This window comes from Thalassotalea sp. ND16A, from assembly GCF_000764205.1.
GTDB lineage: Bacteria > Pseudomonadota > Gammaproteobacteria > Enterobacterales > Alteromonadaceae > Thalassotalea_A.
Genome location: NZ_JQDZ01000114.1, coordinates 20,186 through 39,494, shown reverse-complemented (window position 1 = coordinate 39,494; position 19,309 = coordinate 20,186). Strand labels below are relative to the sequence as shown.

The following is a 19,309-nucleotide window of genomic DNA, read 5'->3' as shown; positions in this document are numbered from 1 at the left end:
TTAGTTAATTACCACTTGTTCTTCGTTGTCATTTGCTGCTTGAATTTCACCTATGTGCCAGGCATTTTCGCCATGCGCGGTTAAAATCTCAATACTTTGTGCAACTTTATCGCTTGGTACTACGATGATCATGCCAACACCACAGTTAAAGGTACGGTACATCTCATGCGTAGTGATGTTACCTTTTTGTTGTAACCAGTTAAAAATTTCAGGCCATTGCCAGCTGCTACCATCGACTACTGCTTTGGTGTTTTTAGGCAATACGCGTGGAATGTTTTCCCAGAAACCACCGCCGGTGATGTGAGAAAGGGCATTTGCTTTCACTTCTTTGAGCATGGCTAAGGTGGATTTAACATAAATCTTGGTTGGCTCTAATAAATGATCCGCAATAGTTTTATCCGCTAACATTTCACTGGTGTCAGTGTTATTAACTTCTAAAACTTTACGGATTAATGAGAAGCCATTTGAGTGTGGACCCGAAGAGCCAAGGGCAATTAATTGATCGCCGGCTGCAACATTGTCACCAGTAATTAATTCAGATTTTTCTGCAATGCCGGTACAAAAACCAGCGATATCGTAGTCGCCTTGATGGTACATGCCTGGCATTTCTGCCGTTTCGCCGCCAACCAGAGCACAGCCAGATTGAATACAGCCTTCAGCGATACCTTTAACAACGTCAGATGCTACATTCACATCGAGCTTTGCCGTGGCATAATAATCAAGGAAGTATAGAGGTTCAGCACCTAATACCAATAAATCGTTAACACACATAGCAACCAAATCGATACCAACGGTGTCGTGTCTTTTTAAATCGATCGCTAAACGTAACTTGGTACCAACACCATCAGTACCCGAAATAAGCACTGGCTCTTTATAACCTGCTGGAATTTGGCAAATTGCGCCAAAACCACCAATGCCACCCATCACTTCTGGACGAGTCGTGCTTTTTACCGCGCCTTTGATGTTTTCAACCAAGGCATTACCAGCATCAATATCAACACCAGCGTCTTTATAGCTTAAAGATTGTTTTTGCTCGCTCACTTCGAACCCTTAACATGTAATTAGTAAATTAGAATACGTAAAAATTTTATACGCGTTTCCATTCAGAGTGTAGGATTTCAGTGGGAGTTAAAAACGATTTAGGCAAGGCATTAATTTTAAATAATGGTTCTTCCATTGTTAAACTTAATAACGCTGCATAAATCGTTTTTAAACCCATCGAAGAAGCGCTTGAGCAATCCTACTACCTCGTTGCAACTATTTGTAAGGGAATAACCATTACTGTATAGCTGCGCCTTGTATTAGAATTGCTCAAGCACTCTGAAACCTGCATCCTGAATGGAAACGGGTATACATATTCTACCAGTGCTGGCACAGATATAAAATCTTTGAGAGAAAATAATTTATTTCTTGGTTAAATTGTTAATCTTTATGATAATATTTGCCTATGAATTTAAGAAAAACATTCCCAAAATCAACAGTTAGCTTGTTTATTGCGCTAATTGCTGTCTTTTTCCCCTCCCATGCGGTTGAAGTTAGCAATTTATACCAAGCTGAAGTCGTTGTTGAAGCCACATCGTCTGGAAAACAACAAGCGGCAAAACTTGCCTTTAAAAAAGTGCTGGTGAGTTTGTCCGGAGAAAAATTTGTAAATTCAAATAAACAAATTAAAACGGCCTTAGCAAAAAGTAATAATTACTTGAGCCAGTTTCGTTATAGCCAAAAAGACGGCAAAACTTTTTTGTTGGCCAGTTTTGAAGAAGCTAAAGTTAATAAATTATTACAAGACAGTAATGCCAGCATCTGGGGCAAACATCGACCGTTAATCACCGTTTGGACCATAGATGAGCAAGGTTTAGAGCGCAAAATTATTGATGACTCATCGTTGACCGTGAAGCAAACCATAATTTCTTCGGCGCGTGAAAGAGGCTTGCCAGTCAATTTTCCGTTGATGGATTTAACCGATACCATGCAGGTATCAAAAAGTGATATCTGGGGCCGGTTTCAAGACCGTTTACTAAATGCGTCTAGCCGCTATTTGGCGGAGGCGGTGTTGATTATTAGAATATCAAACTCAACCCTGATTGAGGAGCCTGACATTACGATGTGTGGGCAGGTGTGTAAACAACCACTGTTTGTTGCCGATTGGCAACTGCTGCAAAATGGTATGGTTTTGCAAAATAAAATTTCAGCGGATGATAAAGATAAATTATTAACCACTCTTATCCATAATGTGGCCGAACAGCTACATCAGCAAAACTCGTATGTATTTAGTAATGATAAGAAAACCTATTTGGATATTGAGATAGCCAATGTTACTTCAATGCATGACTTTGTTGGCGTCAGTGAGTTTTTAACTAATTTAACTTTGGTGTCAGAAGTTAAACTGATTAATGTTGCCGGTGAAAAAATGCTGTTCCGGTTAAACATTCTTGCTGACGAAAATGCCATTATGCAATCGTTGAAACTTGAAAATAGTTTAGTTGAAAATGTCGATCCACTGGCTCAGATGGATGTAGATAAACAACTTAGTTTTTTCTGGAAGGGTTAACATTGAACACAGAACAATTGCCATTGGCGGTACATTTACCTGATGATGAAACGTTTGACAGTTTCTTCGCCATTAACAGTGGCGCGATATTAGGGCAGCTAAAAGCATTTATTCAGCATCCGGCGAAAACTACCAATGGATTTTATTTATTTGGCCAGGAAAGCGTGGGCAAATCACACCTATTGCATGCCAGTTGTGCTTACGCATCACAATTGGGGCTTAGCTCATTATGTTTATCCTTATCTGAAATAAAGCATTTATCGGTTGAAGTGTTGGCCAACCTTGAACACGTTGATTTAATTTGCCTGGATGATTTACACCTTATTGCCGGTAATAAACAATGGCAACAAGGGATTTTTGATCTTTATAACCGGGTGATTGAAAACAACAAAAAGTTAATTATTGCCGGTAATAATAGTGCTAATAGCTTACTGATCACTCTGCCTGATTTAGTTTCCAGGATCACTTGGGGCTATACCGAACAAATTAAGCCACTGTCAGATAGCGATAAGATCAAGGCTTTACAACTTCATGCAAAATTACGAGGCATAGAAATGAACGATGAAACGGTGAAATTTTTGTTAAATCGTTTATCTAGAGACATGAATCACTTGCTTGAAAGTCTGGATATTCTCGACAAAGCTTCAATTAAAGCGCAGCGTAAAATTACTATACCGTTTATCAAAGAAGTGTTGTTTTAGGAAGGAGAAACGAGAAACGAAATGACGGCATAAATTTTTTTGATACAATTAAACGTCATCCCATCACGAGCATTAGCGAGATGTGGGACCTCCTAAATTCACAACGTGCTTCTAAACAGATCCTGCTTTAAATCCGCAAGCGTATCGAACCAAACCACAATAGCGGTTCATGAGGTCCCTGATGTCGCTAGTGCTCCTCAGGGATGACGGCGCTCTTTTTAGAATTTGGTAATGGGTATAAGCACACCCATGCAAAAAAAAGCCCCAAGTGAGTATTGTAAACAAACTTGGGACTCCAACAATGCTGCTTGTACCTTGTACCTTGTACCTTGTACCTTGTACCTTGTACCTTGTACTTTGTCCTTAGTGCTTCGGCATAGGCCTTGCGTGGTGCTGATGGGTTCGGAATTTTGGTTGCAGGGTATTACTTGATTTCTGTAGTAGCACATGTAGGGCTTGTGGTACATTCGGGCTGATCGCTAAGTTTTCCCACCAATCTAAACCTGGGGTCATTTGAATTGGCGATGGCAAACTATCAATCAGGTCAAGATCAAATTCAGGTAAAAGTCTACCGGTAACATAAGCAGCTCTTTCACTGATACCTGGCTCTGCAATTCTGCCACGTTGCCCCCAGGCAACAATTACGTGCTTGCTAGGATTTGGATCCGGAGGAGTAGTAACCGCCGTATCACGTTGAACACCGTAGCGTAATGACATCATTAGCGATTCAAATAATATGCCTAAATCTTCTTTTTCATTGGTGTAATTGTAAAAGCCATTGGCGATGTCGTCTTTGTAAAAAGTGGCCACATCATCAGGGGTATATGCTTTTTGAATATCATTTGCTTCTTTTTCCGTGGTGAATCGGACTGCTGCTAAATCTTTCATTTCTTGTGACAGTAATGGGTAACGAATAATCATGTCATCAGAGATCTCAGCAACATCAGTGGCAGCTTCGTAAAAGCTGTCTGATGGTGACACGCTAGACCACTCTGCTGGTGGCAAATAGTCGTTTGCGTGAGCTAACTCATGATAGAGCAAGTCAGCCAATTCAAATTTCATATCGACTAAACTGCGGTTGAGTCGGTCGTTAACCGGATAATTAAAAGATACATCTTTATTCTCTTTTACATATCGCCAAGGCATAATGAATTGTAAATCGTCACCTAAATTAGCACGATAATCCGGTGCTTCATTAATGGTGTCGCGCTGCTCCGCAGTTAACCAATAATTGTTTGGATCTAAATAAATCGCTCCGGTTGCTGCCCAATAGAAAGAAGGGCGCACATCGTAAGATAAGACAATTGCAGTGGTGGCTCGGAGCAAGTTTTTAAAGTCATCTTGGTTATCAAATGCCTCCAAATAGGCTCTAAAGTTTTCTGCCATCCAGTCGTGCGATACCACGACACGATCCATTATCTGCTCAATGCTCGGGGTTGAACCATTGCTGGTGTTCGCCAATATTGGTAACTCAGATAATTCACAAAAGGTGGAGATCTTATTTTCAATTTGATTCGAGTAAACACATTTAATTAACGCATCGGCAAATGCTGAATCAGGGTTATAAGCATGTATGTTTGCTAATGCATCATCAAAAAGCGCACCGCTCACTATGCTTGGTCTATTTTCAATCAATAAAGACACTCTGTCTTTATGGGTGTCACCGGCAGTGGTTTTGGCGGTGACTTCTAATTCTATGACTGAATCTGCAGATACACTAGGGACATCAAAAATTGTAACCGCAGTATTAGTGTTATCAACATCAAAGCTCACTTGTGGGCCCGATAATTGTTGCCAAGTAATCGAAGAGGTATCAATATCGTTACTGGTGAATGCTCTTAACGATACTCCACCTTGTTCAACCACACTGTGACCTAAGCGCGCAACCACTTTATTAGAACCGCTGCTTGCGCTAAAGCTTATGCTTTCACTCTTGGCGGTAAAGCCATCGAGATAATCTACTTTAAAGCTGTAATCGCCAGAAACTGGAATGGTGAAGGCAACAACTTTGCTGCTACTTAATAACGTTACCTGTACTGGGCCGCTGGTTTGCTGCCAGGATATCTGACTGATGTCTTGGTTTGGCTGCAGCAAAATGAGTTCGGTACTGCTGCCTGCTGTCGGATTACTATCACTTTGCATTAAGCCGGGAGTAGGTTCATTGATTGGATCATCATCGTTACCGCTACCGCTACCGCCACCACAACCCGCCAGGTTTAAGGCAGATGCAAGTACTGTGGTTAATAAAATTGCTGGGTATTTCATAGTCATTCCTATTATCAAACGCTACCGCGACAGTAGTGCTGATTTATTGCTGTTCTCGTTGTTTTTCTTCTTCTAATTCTTGTTTTAGCTTTTTGATTTTCAGTCCAAGCTCTTGGCCTCGATACTTTGAGTAATAAGACCCGGCTAAGAACATAGTTGTTGCAAAAAACAATTCAATTAATGCGTAAAGTGTTTCGTCAGTCGACACCCATAATGTGGTAAGAGAGTGCAAAAAGTAAATCATCACCACAAAATTCGCCCAGGCATAAGTGTAAGGGTTACCTGTCACTAAGCCTTTTAGTGGGAACAATAACGGCAGGGTGAACATCATCATCGACAATATTGGCGATAAGCCTTCACTAGGGCTTAACAATAACAGCCAGACAGGCATAAAAATTAATAAACCAAAATAACCGAATAATGTGATGTTTTTTAGTGTGTGTGTGGCAAATAGCTGTTTGTGCTGGTTACGCTCATTCATAGTCATTAAAGTAGTGCTAATACATTTTCAGGAGGGCGACCAATACAGGCTTTGTTGTTAGTAACGACAATAGGACGCTCTAATAATTTAGGTGTTGCCACTATGGCAGCAAGCAAGTCTTGTTCGGTTAAGCTTGGATCAGCAAGGTTCTGCTCACGATATTCGCTTTCTTTTACTCGCATCATCGCTCTTGGTTCAACGGCCAGTAATTTTAAAATAGTTGCTAACGTTTCAGCGCTAAGTGGCGTTTTTAAATATTCAACAATCTCTACATCAACATTAGCGGCCTCAATAAGTTGTAGTGTTTGTCGGCTTTTTGAGCAACGTGGATTATGATATATCGTTAATGTTGTCATGTAATTCTCTTTTAAATAGTAGGTTGGTTTGCCTTGTGGGCATTATTAGCAATGTTATTGTTTAATCTTACAATCTTTTCAGCTGATTTTCTTCTTCTTGAAATTGTAATATTCTCGCTTTAATCCGCTTTTGCATTAACGAATTTTTTTCCGAAAAATTATAGGCGGTATGCAACTCATCAACTGCTTTCGGGTACAAGCCCATTAATGCGAAAACTTCTGCTTGTTGGCCGTGCATTTCGGCCATTTTGTTTTGTCGGCGATACACTTGTGTTAATAAATCGTGGCCGATAAAGTTTTCTCGATTTAAAATTAAAAAATCTTGCAACAAACTGGTGGCTAAATCGTATTGTTTTGCACTTAAAGCGGTGTTGGCATAATTTAACGTAACCACTTGGTTATTTGGCATGATCAAGTTTAATTTTTTCAGCATTGCCAAAGCTTGATCATGTTTTTTCTGCTCAATAAAAGTATCGGTCATCGCATCGGCATAAAACAGATTTTTTGGCGCTTGGCTCAGTAATTCTGATAATAGCTTTTCCGCTTTAGCGTATTGTTTATCCTCAAAGTAAGAAAGCGCCAAACCATATTGTGCAGCCTCTTTAATCTGATATTTATGCTTGCGAATTTCGTTTTCAAATATAGCAATGTTACCTTTGCCGTTACCTTCATATCTAGCTCTGAGCCTGGCTTTGGCCAGTTCAAAATCTAAACTTGGTGCAAGTAACTTATTGGGGTACATTTGCGCGCGGTTTCTTGAATCACTGATACGCGAATCCGGTAAAGGGTGAGTCAGCAGCATTGCTGGTGGTTTTGAGGTATAGCGATATTTGCCCGACATTTTTTTAAAAAAGTCAGGTGCTCCGTTAGGATCAAAACCGCTCGCAACCAAAATGCTCATACCGACTCGGTCTGCTTCCTGTTCATTGCTTCGGGTGTAATTGATACCGGCTTGTTGAGTTGCCGCCATAGTTGCACTAAGAGTAGCAAAACCTGCTTGTGGATTGACTAAAGATAATAATACTCCGGATATTAACCCGGCAATACTGAGTGGCGTGTTGCGGCTTTGAGCTTCCATTTTTCGTGCTAAATGACGTTGCGTTACATGGGCGATTTCATGAGAAAGTACGGAAGCAAGTTCACTTTCATTGTCGGCCATGGTGATTAACCCTGAATGTGTGCCAATATGGCCACCAAAAAATGCAAAGGCATTGAGTTCTTTGTTATTTATCAGGAAAAATTGAAATTGATAATTTACTCCATCAGCATTTTTGACTAACTCATTACCCAAATCATTGATGTATTCAATGAGAACAGGATCTTGAATTATTGGCTGTGATGCTCTAACGGATTTCATCATAGCCTTGCCATAAAGACCTTCCTTATCTAATGACAAGGTGCTTATCGCCGAGGTGCCAATTTCGGGTAATTGGTTTTTGTCGGTAGACAGGGCCTGGGCACAGTGGGCAAATAATAAACCCGCGACAAAACTGGTAATAACGGCGGGCTTAAATTTTCTGGTTTTATTCATTAACATCCTGGTACATCTGAGGTCTGTTGATAATATCTGAACTTAGAGCATAAAAGCTGGATATAGTTGCAATTTATTTTCTTAAATTCGCATTCCTTGTATTCATCTTATTTTGGATTATGTGGGGCTATTTTACAAGCCTATATCGTGACTTGCACAATGAATTAGGTTTATTTAAAGTTCTGTAATTGATACTATTTTGGCAAACGGTAGTAAATAAGCTAAATATGCAAAAAATACTGGAATATGATGCGCGGTTGGATAAATGTCCGCAGGTACTGGTAAATACCAAGTTGCTGTTAAAACAACTTAATTGTGGTGAGCAACTAACACTACTTTTGTCCGATCCCGGCTCCAAACAAGATATCCCACGTTTATTAAACAAACTAAGCATATCGTTTACCCAAAAATCAATCGCTGCCCATGCAATTGAGATAGTGATAATAAAAGAGTAATTTTTGAATGATTAAATACATTGTCGATTGGTATAAAGAAAAATTTTCGGATCCCCATGTTGTAACCCTTGCTTTATTTATTTTAACTACATTTTTATTGCTCTATTACTTTGGTAACTTATTGATGCCGGTGATAGTGGCGGTAGCATTTGCTTTCTTGCTTGAGTCGCCGGTTTTGCGGTTTGTAAAATTTGGCCTGAGTCGAAATAAATCAGTAATATTGGTGATGATCATCTTTATTGGTATCAGTTTATTGACCATTTTAGGCTTGCTACCTGTACTGTGGCAGCAAACATCAAATTTAGTCTCAGAAGTGCCACAAATGTTGGTCGAGGGTAATTCTTACTTATTAGCCTTGCCAGAAACGTATCCGGATCTTATTAAAGCCGAACAAATTGATACCGTTATCGCATCGGTTAAAGAAAATTTGTTAGTCTGGGGGCAATTGGTGTTAGAGGCCTCTTTGAACTCTATTTCAGACTTAGTAGCTTTATTGATCTATTTGATTTTAGTGCCGTTAATGGTGTTTTTCTTTTTAAAAGACAGAGCTGCAATGATCGACAATGCTGCCCGTTTTCTGCCGAAAGAACGCCGTTTAACCACTCAGGTGGCCAGCGAAATGCATCAGCAAATTCATAACTACATACGTGGCAAAGTCATTGAGATTTTAATTATCGGCATAGCTTCAACTATCGCGTTCTTATTTCTTGATTTAAGATATGCGGTGTTACTCGGTGCCTTAGTGGGCTTGTCGGTACTGGTCCCTTACGTGGGAGCTACGGTAGTAACGATTCCAGTTTGTCTGGTGGGCTTATTTCAATGGGGCTTCAGTCCAGAATTTGGTTATTTAATGCTAGCTTATGGCATTATCCAGGTGATTGATGGCAATATTTTAGTACCATTATTATTTTCCGAAGCGGTGAACTTACACCCGGTGGCGATAATTATTGCGGTGATTTTGTTTGGTGGGCTCTGGGGTTTTTGGGGTGTGTTTTTCGCCATCCCGCTGGCAACTCTGGTGAAAGCCGTCATTAATGCCTGGCCAGCAGAAGAAATTACCGAAACGGTAAGCGCTTAAGTTCATCCGAGTTTTATAGCAAGCAATCAGAAAAGGCGATACCCAAACCGGGTATCGCCTTTTTTTGGACGAAGCATTTACAAAATGTCTAGGTTAATTCTGCAATCGCTGCCAACACAACGTCATGATGATTTTTGGTTTTAAACTTATTGAAAACTTTTTCAACTTTACCATCAAGGCCAATTAGAAAACTCAAACGGTGAATACCGTCATATTCTCGGCCCATAAACTTTTTCAGCCCCCAAACGCCAAATTGATCGGCAACATTGTGATCAACATCGGATAGCAAGCTGAAATTTAATTCGTCGCGAAGACAAAATTTATCCAGCCGTTTTACTTCATCTGGACTGATGCCAAAGACCACGGTGTTTAACTGTTCAAGCTGAGCTTTACTGTCTCGCAAGCCTTGTGCCTGTACGGTACAACCTGGTGTCATCGCTTTTGGGTAAAAATAGACGAGTACGCGCTTTTTATTGATGAAATCAGCAAGTGAAACCATCTCGTTGTTTTGATCGGGTAATGAAAATCGCGGAGCGTTATCGCCAGCTTGTAAAGTGTTCATGTAATTCCTTAAAGTATTTAGTAATACGCTTGTTTGCCAGAGATGCAAAATCAAGTTGCTAACATCAATCTTATTATAAAATTGTACTAGCGCTACGGCTGTTTTTGATTATTGTAATGAGTTATCAGCACAATTTATAGTTTTGCCGATAAAAATTAGCGAACCACAGTGAGTAAAACTTGTGTTTGCAACTTCAGCCAAGTACCATAAACCGCAACTTTAATCGCACTATACAGTTTCGTTATCAATCTAAATAAATCGAGATTTTTTAGGAACTTTTTGCCAGCAATTAAATCAAAACATCTCAATGTTTCAATTTGAATCATAAAACTATTCAAATTGCAGCGTAAATAACAAATAAAGTTACTTAACCAGCCGTGCTGTGTGCATTTGGCTGATAATTTAACCGTAGACATACCTATAGTATGACAGGCTTTTTCCTCGGGAGTTTTAATGGATCGCCGTATAATTTATTTTTCTTTATTAACTTTATCTCTTACTGCTTGTAGCGGTGTAGAAACCCGTAAACAAGCCAAAGGTAATTTTGATTACGTAAACATTCAAGCCAATGAAGAGTTAAAAGTCCCTTCAGATCTAACCGCGCCACCAAAACATGATAAGTACAGCATCCCAGATGTGAAAGGCAACGATAACCCGGTTGGCAAGAAAGTAGATATTCGTGCCCCAGCGTTGGTTTTGCCTCTTGCTTCTGGCAGCCGAATTGATGAATTCGATAAAAGTGCTGAAATTTGGTACGACAAAGTAGACGATAACCGCGATTTACGTGAGCAAGTGATTAAAGCGATTAGTGACTACCTTGCCAGTGAAAGTGTTGAATTCTCTAGCAGCGATGCTGACAACAATGTGTGGGAGTCAGATTGGTTTCATGTTGAAAAAGAAAGTGGCCACCTATTTTGGAAAAGTGTCGACTTGACCGAAAGCTGGCGCTTTCGTTATTCGTTGGTAACCAAACCTCATGGCCGTAGTATTGGTTTAAATGTTGAACTCATTGACTATATGTTTACGTCAGGCAAGGGATCAACCAAAAAAATTGACCCTATCGAGCAACAACGTGTAGAAATGGGTATGATCAATGCTGTTACCTCGCAACTGGATTACCATTATCGATTAAATAATAAAGAAGACAGAATTGCCCGGGCAAACATGCAAATTGTTACCTTAGGTCAATCGGTGAAAGAAGAACCCGCTTATATTATTGATTACCCAATTGATGAGTTATGGTCTTATCTGCCAGGTTTTTTTGAAAAATATAATTTTGTAGTAACAGATTTAAACGAAGAAAAGTATTTTTACGAAGTGGAATATACCCGTACTGAACCGAGTTTATGGGATTCAATCTGGGGTGATGATGTACCTGTTATTTTACTTGAAAGTGGCAGTTATCAATTTCATTTACAAACCACTGGTGAGAAAACATCCCTAGTGATCAAAGATGCTCAACAACAAATCATTACCAAAGAGTTGCTTGATAAAAACTTTGAAGTATTAGAGCCAGCACTTTCTTTTAGATAAATTGCTTGCAACTTATTATTAAAAAGCTCCCTCGGGAGCTTTTTTTGTATATGGATATACTTATACCTTCAGGCGGGAAACCTTTAGAGGGGCTTGCAGAACTCGCAGAACAATTTTCTTACCCGGTTGGCGGGGTTTTAACCTCGCGTAATTTCAGGACGTACTTATACCTGACAGGCCGGACGCCTTTAGAAGGTTATTAATTGTTAGAAATTTTTTCTGTAGGCAAATAATGTTCGCTATTTTAATCACTTGATAATACTCTGCTATAGAGAGAATCAAGTTGATTAAATTGAATTTTAACTACATTTTAATTGATAACAGGATTGAATGATAACTATGTTGAGTGAAAACTATGCTCTGGCAATTTAGTGTGCATCGGGTTTGGTGTTTGGCCAAATTTGAATTAGTAAGACTGTTTTTAACCAAAAGTGGCGTTATGGCGCTATTGGCGTTTGCGACTACCTGGTTTTTGATCTTGTATTACCCGGTCAATTCTGCGGTAGATTTTATTTATTCGGCGATGTTTAAAGATATCGCCAAAGACGTCTTTGGCGCTTTTGGTTTGGCCTCTTTGTTAAAGTGGCCAGTCCCAGAGCTCGCCATGTACTGGCTCATTGCCATTTATTCTTTTCCGATGTTTGCGCTTGTCATTGCCAGTGATCAAACCTGCTCAGATCGCATTAGAGGAACGCTGCGTTTTATTTCTTTAAGGGCAACTCGGGCAGAAATTATCTATGGCCGCTTTCTCGGACAATTGATCATCAATGCCACGTTAATTGCCATCACCTTAATCGCTGCAGTACTTATTGCCAGCTTTCGCGATGGCAGTTTATTTTTGCCTGGTACGAAAAAAGCTGTTGAATTGTTCATTGAACTTTTCATTGTTGTTTTGCCTTTTATTGCGTTGATGGCGTTTTTTAATTGTTTCGCCAAATCATCGAAACAGGCTTTGGTATTCACTGTGTTGTTTTTTGGTATTTTACCGCTAATCATTGGCTTTGTAGGCTATAAATTTAGCGTTGTTAGCCAGTTAAATTATCTGTTTCCGGGAATGCAAATTGACCAGGCGATAAACCCTAAGCAATTTAGTTACGCAATTTATGCGATACCAGTGCTACAAATGTCGGCTTACCTGCTATTAGCGCATTTGTTGATGAAAAGGAGTTCGCTATGAGCTGTTTAATTAAAGCACAACAATTAAATAAATTTTTTGGTTCAAACCACGCATTGTGTGACGTTGATTTTGAAATTGAACGGGGTGGACCAGTGGCGCTGGTTGGGCCAAACGGTGCGGGTAAGACCACACTGTTTAGCATTTTATGCGGCTACCTTAAACCATCATCAGGAAGTGTTACTGTCTTTGGTGAACAGCCTGCGAGTCATAAAAACTTGTCCCGGCTATCGGCGCTACCGCAAGATGCGCAATTAGATCCTCGTTTTGCTATTGCGCAACAGTTATCCTTCTATGCGCAATTGCAAGGGTTTTCAAAACGTGAAGCTCACATTGAAGCTGAACGCACGCTAGAATTGGTAGGTTTAAGTGAAGTCTTAACCGAGAAACCAGGATCGTTATCTCATGGCATGCGCAAACGTGTGACAATTGCCCAAGCGTTAATTGGTGCACCTGAAATAGTCATGTTAGATGAAGCGACAGCTGGTCTTGACCCTAAGCATGCAAGAGAAGTAAGAGAACTTGTTGCGACACTTTCTTCCGATATTACCTTTATCCTAAGTTCTCATGACTTAAGTGAGCTTGAACGCTTATGCGATCAGGTTCTTTACCTTGATCTGGGGCATTTACAACAACATCAATCATTAAACGCAGAGGACAACCTGAGTTTTTTCACCTTAAGAATGGAGCAACAGCAGCCTGATTTGATAGCCGCACTCAGTTCCTTAAAATGGGTGACTTCGGTGGTAAACTCACAAGATAAGGAATATCAAATCAGTGTGCAAACACTGTCTGCTGAACAGCCAATAGATATCGAAATTCTAAAACTTTGTTATCAAAATAAATGGCGCTATCGGCAGCTGATTAATGGCAGAACTCTGGAAAATCAGTTGTTTAGTGATTAATAAGCGGGCATTAACACGGTAAATTCAGTGAAGGTTTCATCAATAATAGTAAAACCGATTTCACCTTGTTGCGCTTCGGTCATCAGTTTAGCCGAGTAAGCGCCTAACCCTGAACCTCTAAGGTGATTTGAAGACGAAAATTTCTCGAATAAGCTTGTTCGTAACTCTGCGGGGATGGCACCGGTATTTTTTAATTTAAATTCTACTTTGTCGTTTTTTTCACTAAGGCTGATATAAATATTTCCATTATCGGGAGAAGCTTCAACCGCATTTTTAATTAAGTTGTTAAAAATTGACAGGCATAACAATTTTTCTCCGTTCATATACGTTGCCGCATGTTCAGATTCGATGTGAAAGTTGATCCCTTTTTTTTTCGTTAAACGGCTTACTGATTTTATTGCTCTATCAACCAAATGATTGATATCCACCATGTCAGGATTGAGCGGGTAAGTGCCACTTTCAATTTTAAAAACATCGAGCGTGTTGTTCACCATATTCAGCACATTATTGATCGATTCTTCTATCGATCTGGCCACGACTTTGTCGGCAATTTTCGGTAACTCGAATAAAATCACCCCAAGTGGACCTTTTAAGTCGTGGTGGGTCAGTTTTTCGATATCGTCTCGCAACTTGGCATTTTCAATTAACGTTTCAACTTGATTTTTCAGGGCGATTTGACTTTCACGCAAGGTAATATGGGTGTTTACTCGTGCCTTTAAAATTTCAGGCTGCAGTGGTTTAGTGATGTAATCTACCGCACCTAAAGTGAAGCCACGTGTGATATCAGCAACTTCGGTTTTTGCGGTTAAAAATATTACCGGTATGCTTTTTGTAGAAGGACTGGATTGTAGTTGCTTACAGACCTCAAAGCCATCCATTTCTGGCATCATAATGTCTAGTAATATCAAATCAATATTAGGGTCTGCTTGCGCTATTTTGAGTGCAACTTTACCATTAGTAGCCGCTTTAACTTTATAATTATCTCGTAATAGAGCTGATGCTAAATCGATATTACCGGGCTCATCGTCTACCACTAATATGGTATTTTTAGCTTTTGTTTCTGTTGTCATAGTTGAATAGTTATTCACTTAATGTTCAATGGTAAAGTATAGAACTTACAACTTAAATTTATTGCTAAACAGTGAATAAAGCAACATTTAATCGCAATCTACATAAGCTGAGTTGATTATACCAATTTGAATAAATGTGTAGACAACTTTTTCATGGGGTAAAACGGATAAACACACCCGAGTACAAACCCTAGCGATATACCGCCCTTGGTAGTCTAGGAAAATACATCCAGGTATAAACCCTCTCTATCCACCGTCCCTGGCTCGAGAGGATAAATACATCCATGTATAAAAAAGGCAGCTAAAAGCTGCCTTTGGTTTGATGTTTTATGACTAAAAAATTAGTCTTTGCAAGCTCTACTTGTGCGAGCTTAAAGGGGAAAACTCTTTATTTATTTCACCGGTATAGTTTTGACGTGGGCGACCAATTTTTTGGCCTGGTTGAGTTAACATCTCATCCCAGTGTGCGCACCAGCCAACCGTACGTGACATCGCAAAAATAACGGTGAACATGCTAGTTGGAATACCGATAGCTTTTAAGATGATACCTGAGTAGAAATCTACGTTAGGGTATAATTTTTTCTCGATAAAGTATGGGTCTTCAAGAGCAACTTTTTCAAGTGCCATTGCCACATCTAATAATGGGTCTTTAACACCTAGCTCTTTTAACACTTCATGACAAGTTTCACGCATCACGGTAGCGCGCGGGTCGAAGTTTTTGTAAACACGATGACCAAAGCCCATTAAGCGGAATGGATCTGCTTTGTCTTTCGCTTTGGCAACAAATTCGTCCACTCGGTCAACACTGCCAATTTCTTCTAACATGGTTAAGCATGCTTCGTTAGCACCACCGTGGGCAGGGCCCCAAAGGGAAGCAACGCCAGCAGCAATACATGCATATGGGTTAGCACCAGATGAACCCGCTAATCGAACGGTTGAAGTCGATGCGTTTTGTTCGTGATCTGCATGAAGAATAAATATGCGATCCATTGCTTGCGCAAGGGTAGGGCTAACCTTGTATTCTGCAGCCGGCACAGAGAACATCATGTGTAAGAAGTTTTCTGAATACGATAAATCGTTACGTGGATATACGAACGGTTGACCGATGCTGTATTTATAGGCCATGGCTGCGATAGTTGGCATTTTCGCAATTAAGCGATGTGAGCAACGTAAACGCTGGTCTGCTGCATCGATATCTAAATCTGAGTGGTAGAATGATGATAATGCACCAACTACACCACAAAGCATTGCCATCGGATGGGCGTCTGGTAAGAAGCCCTGGAAGAAACTGGCTAACTTCTCATGCACCATAGTATGGTTAGTGATAACTTCGATAAATTCATCATACTGTTCTTGGTTCGGCGCCTGGCCATTTAGAAGAATGTAACAAACTTCCAAATAATCTGCTTTCTTGGCTAAATCGTCAATCGCATAACCGCGATGTTGTAGAATGCCTTTACCGCCATCAATGTAAGTGATTTCAGATTCACAAGATGCCGTAGCTAAAAAGCCAGGGTCATATGTAAAATAGCCTTTGCTACCTAATGTACGGATATCGATTACGTCGTTACCAGCAGTACCTGAAAGAATCGGTAACTCTGCTATCTCTTTACCTGCAATGCTTAGCGTGGCTTTATTCTCAGCCATAGTTCATCCTCTATATTATCTATAATGTACGTTCTATTTATCTAATCTTTGTTTATTATTTTGCATTGCCCGTGATAGGGCAAATTTTTGTAATTGTATGCGATGACAATTGAGAAACATTTGTCATAAATCAAATGTTTTGAAAACTTAGTCAATAATCATGAATATAAAATTGCCGATATTCTACTCTACTAAGGGGGTAGTAAGTCAATTTAAAAGTTATTTACAGCCAATAAAATTAGACTTTAGGCTGATTTTTGACCTAATCATTACCATTCACTAAACTTATTCAGAACATTCATTAAAAAACACCCGTTAAAATTGTAATTCAATATATACCTCTATATAATTTGGTCGATCTAATTGCGACATGCTTTATCACATTTGCGTAATTGGCTCAAAACCCGAAATACTTTACTAAAGTAGCGTATCTTTTTATTTTGAGTTCTTAGAAAATAAAAACATACATTCACAAATAATAGTTAGACAAATAACTTTTTAGGCAAGAACTGTGAAAAAACAAAGACCTGTAAATCTTGATTTAACCACAATCAACTTACCGGCAGCTGGTAAAGCCTCTATCTTACATCGCGTTAGTGGTGTGATGATGTTTTTTGCTGTAGGTATCTTAATCTGGACACTTTCATTATCTCTTTCATCGGCAGAAGGTTTCGCTTCTGTTAAAGAATGTTTAAACGGAGCATTCTTTAAGTTTATCATGTGGGGCATCGTTTCTGCTCTTACGTATCATTTTGTCGGCGGCATTCGCCACTTAATTATGGATCTAGGTCATCTAGAAGAGAAAGGCTCGGGGCAAACTAGTGCCAAGTTCGTTATTGCTCTTTGGATCGTATTATCTGTAGTAGCAGGAGTCTGGTTATGGTAACTAACGCAGCAACTTTAGGTCGCAGTGGTGTACATGATTTTATCTTGTTACGCGCTAGCGCAATCGTTTTAGCTTTATACAGCATCTTCATGATGGGGTTCTTCATTATTACACCGGAAGTAACCTTTGAAATCTGGCATGGTTTATTTTCAAACCTTGCCATGCAAATATTCACAATACTTGCCGTTGTTGCCGTACTGTTCCACGCATGGATAGGTATTTGGCAAGTATTAACAGACTACGTAAAAAACACTATGTTACGTGGTCTATTACAATTTTTATTTACTCTTACCCTGTTTGTTTATGTTGCAGCGGTATTATTAACTGTGTGGGGTGTGTAAGTGAGCGTTCCTGTTCGTGAATTTGACGCCATCGTAATTGGCGCAGGCGGCGCGGGTATGCGCGCTGCATTAGCAATCTCTGAATCAGGCCAGTCTTGTGCCTTGATTTCAAAAGTGTTCCCTACTCGTTCTCATACGGTATCGGCGCAAGGTGGTATCACCGTAGCGTTAGGTAACGCTCATGAAGATCACTGGGAACAACACATGTACGATACGGTTAAAGGTTCTGATTTTATCGGTGACCAAGACGCTATCGAATACATGTGTAAAACCGGTCCGGAAGCGATCATCGAACTTGAGAAAATGGGTCTGCCTTTCTCTCGTACCGAAGAAGGTAAAATTTACCAACGTCCGTTTGGCGGCCAGTCAAAGAATTTTGGTGGCGAGCAAGCGGCACGTACCGCAGCTGCGGCTGACCGTACCGGTCACGCACTGCTTCACTGTTTATACCAACAGAACGTGAAAAACAAAACTAACGTTTTCTCTGAATGGTATGCACTCGATTTAGTAAAAAATGATGATGGCAACGTTGTTGGTTGTACTGCCGTTTGTATCGAGACAGGTGAAGTGGTTTACTTCAAGGCTCGTGCCACAGTATTAGCAACAGGTGGTGCAGGTCGTATTTTCGCATCAACGACAAATGCTCACATTAACACTGGTGACGGTGTTGGTATGTCGCTTCGTGCTGGCGTACAAATGCAAGATATGGAAATGTGGCAATTCCACCCAACGGGTATCGCCGGTGCTGGTGTACTGGTTACTGAAGGTTGTCGTGGTGAAGGTGGTTACCTGCTGAATAAAGACGGCGAACGTTTCATGGAACGCTACGCACCAAATGCTAAAGATTTAGCCGGTCGTGACGTTGTTGCTCGTTCAATGATGACAGAAATTCGTGAAGGTCGTGGTCTTGACCATCCACAATTTGGTAAGCACATTCAACTGAAACTTGATCACTTAGGTCGCGAGACTCTTTACAAGCGTCTACCAGGAGTATGTGATTTATCGAAAACATTTGCTCACATTGATCCTGCTGAAGCGCCAATTCCAGTTATTCCTACCTGTCATTACCAAATGGGTGGTGTACCTTGTAACGTTAACGGTCAAGCATTATCAATCGGTGCCGATGGTACTGAAAAAGTGGTTGAAGGTTTATTCGCTGTTGGTGAAATCGCTTGTGTATCTGTACACGGTGCAAACCGCTTAGGTGGTAACTCACTGCTTGATTTAGTGGTATTTGGTCGTGCGGCAGGTAACTTCTTAGGTACTTACTTAAACGATACGCAAAACGGTAAAGACGCATCTGAGTCAGACTTAGACGCAGCGCTTTCACGTTACAATCGTTGGGAAGGAAGTGACAAGGGCGAATGTCCGACTCAAATCCGTAAAGACTTACAAAACTGTATGCAAATGAACTTCTCGGTATTCCGTGAAGGTGAAGCGATGGCCCAAGGCATGAAAGAGTTAACGGAAATCCGTGAACGTCTACAACATGCTCGCCTAGACGACAAGTCATCTGAATTTAATACTCAACGTATCGAGTGTTTAGAATTAGATAACTTAATGGAAACAGCATTCTGCAGTGCCAAAGCGGCAAACTTCCGTACTGAATCTCGTGGTGCTCATGCCCGTCAAGATTTCACTGAACGTGATGATGCTAACTGGTTATGTCACTCAATCTACTCTCCACAAACGGAAGAGATGACCAAGCGTGATGTAAACATGGAACCTGTACACCGTGATGCTTTCCCACCGAAAGCAAGAACTTACTAAGGA

The 19,309-nt window shown here is 40.2% G+C and carries 18 protein-coding genes; 10 read left to right on the top strand and 8 right to left on the bottom strand.

Annotated features, from left to right (window positions below):
- Positions 1-1,041, bottom strand: a complete 1,041-nt coding sequence (gene purM, locus ND16A_RS02445; protein WP_033079038.1) for a phosphoribosylformylglycinamidine cyclo-ligase — start codon at positions 1,039-1,041, stop codon at positions 1-3.
- Positions 1,042-1,447: 406 nt separating this feature from the next.
- Between purM and ND16A_RS02450 the strand changes: the two genes are divergently transcribed.
- Positions 1,448-2,551 (top strand): DUF2066 domain-containing protein, encoded by a 1,104-nt coding sequence (locus ND16A_RS02450; RefSeq protein ID WP_033079037.1) that lies wholly within the window; start codon positions 1,448-1,450, stop codon positions 2,549-2,551.
- A 2-nt stretch (positions 2,552-2,553) separates the two neighbouring features.
- Positions 2,554-3,252, top strand: coding sequence for a DnaA regulatory inactivator Hda (gene hda / locus ND16A_RS02455; protein WP_033079036.1), 699 nt, complete (start codon positions 2,554-2,556; stop codon positions 3,250-3,252).
- A 363-nt stretch (positions 3,253-3,615) separates the two neighbouring features.
- Here hda and ND16A_RS02460 read toward each other — a convergent pair whose 3' ends face one another.
- From ND16A_RS02460 to ND16A_RS02475, 4 genes are all read right to left on the bottom strand, one after another.
- Positions 3,616-5,517: a hypothetical protein gene (locus tag ND16A_RS02460; protein ID WP_052073295.1), complete on the bottom strand. Its 1,902-nt coding sequence runs from the start codon at positions 5,515-5,517 to the stop codon at positions 3,616-3,618.
- A gap of 43 nt (positions 5,518-5,560) precedes the next feature.
- Positions 5,561-6,004, bottom strand: coding sequence for a DUF2069 domain-containing protein (locus ND16A_RS02465; protein ID WP_033079034.1), 444 nt, complete (start codon positions 6,002-6,004; stop codon positions 5,561-5,563).
- On the bottom strand, positions 6,004-6,354 hold the full coding sequence (gene arsC / locus ND16A_RS02470; protein ID WP_033079033.1) for an arsenate reductase (glutaredoxin): 351 nt from the start codon (positions 6,352-6,354) through the stop codon (positions 6,004-6,006). Before arsC ends, ND16A_RS02465 begins: the two co-directional genes overlap by 1 nt.
- Before the next feature lie 67 nt (positions 6,355-6,421).
- The gene (locus ND16A_RS02475; protein WP_152593930.1) at positions 6,422-7,885 is read right to left on the bottom strand and encodes a M48 family metalloprotease; all 1,464 of its coding nucleotides are present in this window, start codon (positions 7,883-7,885) and stop codon (positions 6,422-6,424) included.
- A gap of 227 nt (positions 7,886-8,112) precedes the next feature.
- Here ND16A_RS02475 and ND16A_RS02480 point away from each other — a divergent pair, with 227 nt between their 5' ends.
- Both ND16A_RS02480 and ND16A_RS02485 read left to right on the top strand, forming a co-directional pair.
- A complete protein-coding gene (locus ND16A_RS02480; RefSeq protein ID WP_052073294.1) occupies positions 8,113-8,340 on the top strand; it encodes a sulfurtransferase TusA family protein in 228 nt (75 codons plus the stop codon).
- Between the two features lie 7 nt (positions 8,341-8,347).
- Entirely contained in the window at positions 8,348-9,418 is a 1,071-nt protein-coding gene (locus tag ND16A_RS02485; RefSeq protein WP_033079031.1) for an AI-2E family transporter, read from the top strand.
- Between the two features lie 88 nt (positions 9,419-9,506).
- Here ND16A_RS02485 and bcp read toward each other — a convergent pair whose 3' ends face one another.
- Complete coding sequence (gene bcp / locus ND16A_RS02490) at positions 9,507-9,980, bottom strand: thioredoxin-dependent thiol peroxidase (protein ID WP_033079030.1); 474 nt, start codon at positions 9,978-9,980, stop codon at positions 9,507-9,509.
- Between the two features lie 453 nt (positions 9,981-10,433).
- On the opposite strand from bcp, the gene bamC reads away from it, so the two are divergent.
- The 3 genes from bamC (at position 10,434) to ND16A_RS02505 (ending at position 13,592) form a co-directional block, all read left to right on the top strand.
- Positions 10,434-11,513 (top strand): outer membrane protein assembly factor BamC, encoded by a 1,080-nt coding sequence (gene bamC / locus ND16A_RS02495; RefSeq protein WP_033079028.1) that lies wholly within the window; start codon positions 10,434-10,436, stop codon positions 11,511-11,513.
- Positions 11,514-11,868: 355 nt separating this feature from the next.
- Positions 11,869-12,690 carry an ABC transporter permease subunit gene (locus ND16A_RS02500; RefSeq protein WP_033079027.1) on the top strand — a complete coding sequence of 274 codons (822 nt, stop codon included), beginning with the start codon at positions 11,869-11,871 and terminating at the stop codon, positions 12,688-12,690.
- The gene (locus ND16A_RS02505; RefSeq protein ID WP_033079026.1) at positions 12,687-13,592 is read left to right on the top strand and encodes an ABC transporter ATP-binding protein; all 906 of its coding nucleotides are present in this window, start codon (positions 12,687-12,689) and stop codon (positions 13,590-13,592) included. The genes ND16A_RS02500 and ND16A_RS02505 overlap by 4 nt, the downstream gene beginning before the upstream one ends.
- Here ND16A_RS02505 and ND16A_RS02510 read toward each other — a convergent pair.
- On the bottom strand, positions 13,589-14,662 hold the full coding sequence (locus ND16A_RS02510) for a hybrid sensor histidine kinase/response regulator (protein WP_052073293.1): 1,074 nt from the start codon (positions 14,660-14,662) through the stop codon (positions 13,589-13,591). The genes ND16A_RS02505 and ND16A_RS02510 overlap by 4 nt on opposite strands.
- Positions 14,663-15,019: 357 nt before the next feature.
- Positions 15,020-16,309 (bottom strand): citrate synthase, encoded by a 1,290-nt coding sequence (locus ND16A_RS02515; RefSeq protein WP_033079025.1) that lies wholly within the window; start codon positions 16,307-16,309, stop codon positions 15,020-15,022.
- A 511-nt stretch (positions 16,310-16,820) separates the two neighbouring features.
- Here ND16A_RS02515 and sdhC point away from each other — a divergent pair.
- The 3 genes from sdhC to sdhA are packed head-to-tail and all read left to right on the top strand — an operon-like array spanning position 16,821 to position 19,306.
- On the top strand, positions 16,821-17,195 hold the full coding sequence (gene sdhC / locus ND16A_RS02520) for a succinate dehydrogenase, cytochrome b556 subunit (RefSeq protein ID WP_033079024.1): 375 nt from the start codon (positions 16,821-16,823) through the stop codon (positions 17,193-17,195).
- On the top strand, positions 17,189-17,536 hold the full coding sequence (gene sdhD, locus ND16A_RS02525) for a succinate dehydrogenase, hydrophobic membrane anchor protein (protein WP_033079023.1): 348 nt from the start codon (positions 17,189-17,191) through the stop codon (positions 17,534-17,536). Before sdhC ends, sdhD begins: the two co-directional genes overlap by 7 nt.
- Positions 17,537-19,306, top strand: coding sequence for a succinate dehydrogenase flavoprotein subunit (gene sdhA / locus ND16A_RS02530; RefSeq protein WP_033079022.1), 1,770 nt, complete (start codon positions 17,537-17,539; stop codon positions 19,304-19,306). It begins immediately after the preceding gene.
- The last annotated feature ends 3 nt before the right edge of the window (positions 19,307-19,309 follow it).

Excerpts from the sequence above, each read along its gene's own strand:
- ND16A_RS02450 (WP_033079037.1), top strand. The coding sequence starts at position 1,448 with ATGAATTTAAGAAAAACATTCCCAAAATCAACAGTTAGCTTGTTTATT.
- ND16A_RS02460 (WP_052073295.1), bottom strand. The coding sequence starts at position 5,517 with ATGAAATACCCAGCAATTTTATTAACCACAGTACTTGCATCTGCCTTA.
- ND16A_RS02465 (WP_033079034.1), bottom strand. The coding sequence starts at position 6,004 with ATGACTATGAATGAGCGTAACCAGCACAAACAGCTATTTGCCACACAC.
- arsC (WP_033079033.1), bottom strand. The coding sequence starts at position 6,354 with ATGACAACATTAACGATATATCATAATCCACGTTGCTCAAAAAGCCGA.
- ND16A_RS02475 (WP_152593930.1), bottom strand. The coding sequence starts at position 7,885 with ATGAATAAAACCAGAAAATTTAAGCCCGCCGTTATTACCAGTTTTGTC.
- ND16A_RS02480 (WP_052073294.1), top strand. The coding sequence starts at position 8,113 with ATGCAAAAAATACTGGAATATGATGCGCGGTTGGATAAATGTCCGCAG.
- ND16A_RS02485 (WP_033079031.1), top strand. The coding sequence starts at position 8,348 with ATGATTAAATACATTGTCGATTGGTATAAAGAAAAATTTTCGGATCCC.
- bcp (WP_033079030.1), bottom strand. The coding sequence starts at position 9,980 with ATGAACACTTTACAAGCTGGCGATAACGCTCCGCGATTTTCATTACCC.
- bamC (WP_033079028.1), top strand. The coding sequence starts at position 10,434 with ATGGATCGCCGTATAATTTATTTTTCTTTATTAACTTTATCTCTTACT.
- ND16A_RS02500 (WP_033079027.1), top strand. The coding sequence starts at position 11,869 with ATGCTCTGGCAATTTAGTGTGCATCGGGTTTGGTGTTTGGCCAAATTT.
- ND16A_RS02505 (WP_033079026.1), top strand. The coding sequence starts at position 12,687 with ATGAGCTGTTTAATTAAAGCACAACAATTAAATAAATTTTTTGGTTCA.
- ND16A_RS02510 (WP_052073293.1), bottom strand. The coding sequence starts at position 14,662 with ATGACAACAGAAACAAAAGCTAAAAATACCATATTAGTGGTAGACGAT.
- ND16A_RS02515 (WP_033079025.1), bottom strand. The coding sequence starts at position 16,309 with ATGGCTGAGAATAAAGCCACGCTAAGCATTGCAGGTAAAGAGATAGCA.
- sdhD (WP_033079023.1), top strand. The coding sequence starts at position 17,189 with ATGGTAACTAACGCAGCAACTTTAGGTCGCAGTGGTGTACATGATTTT.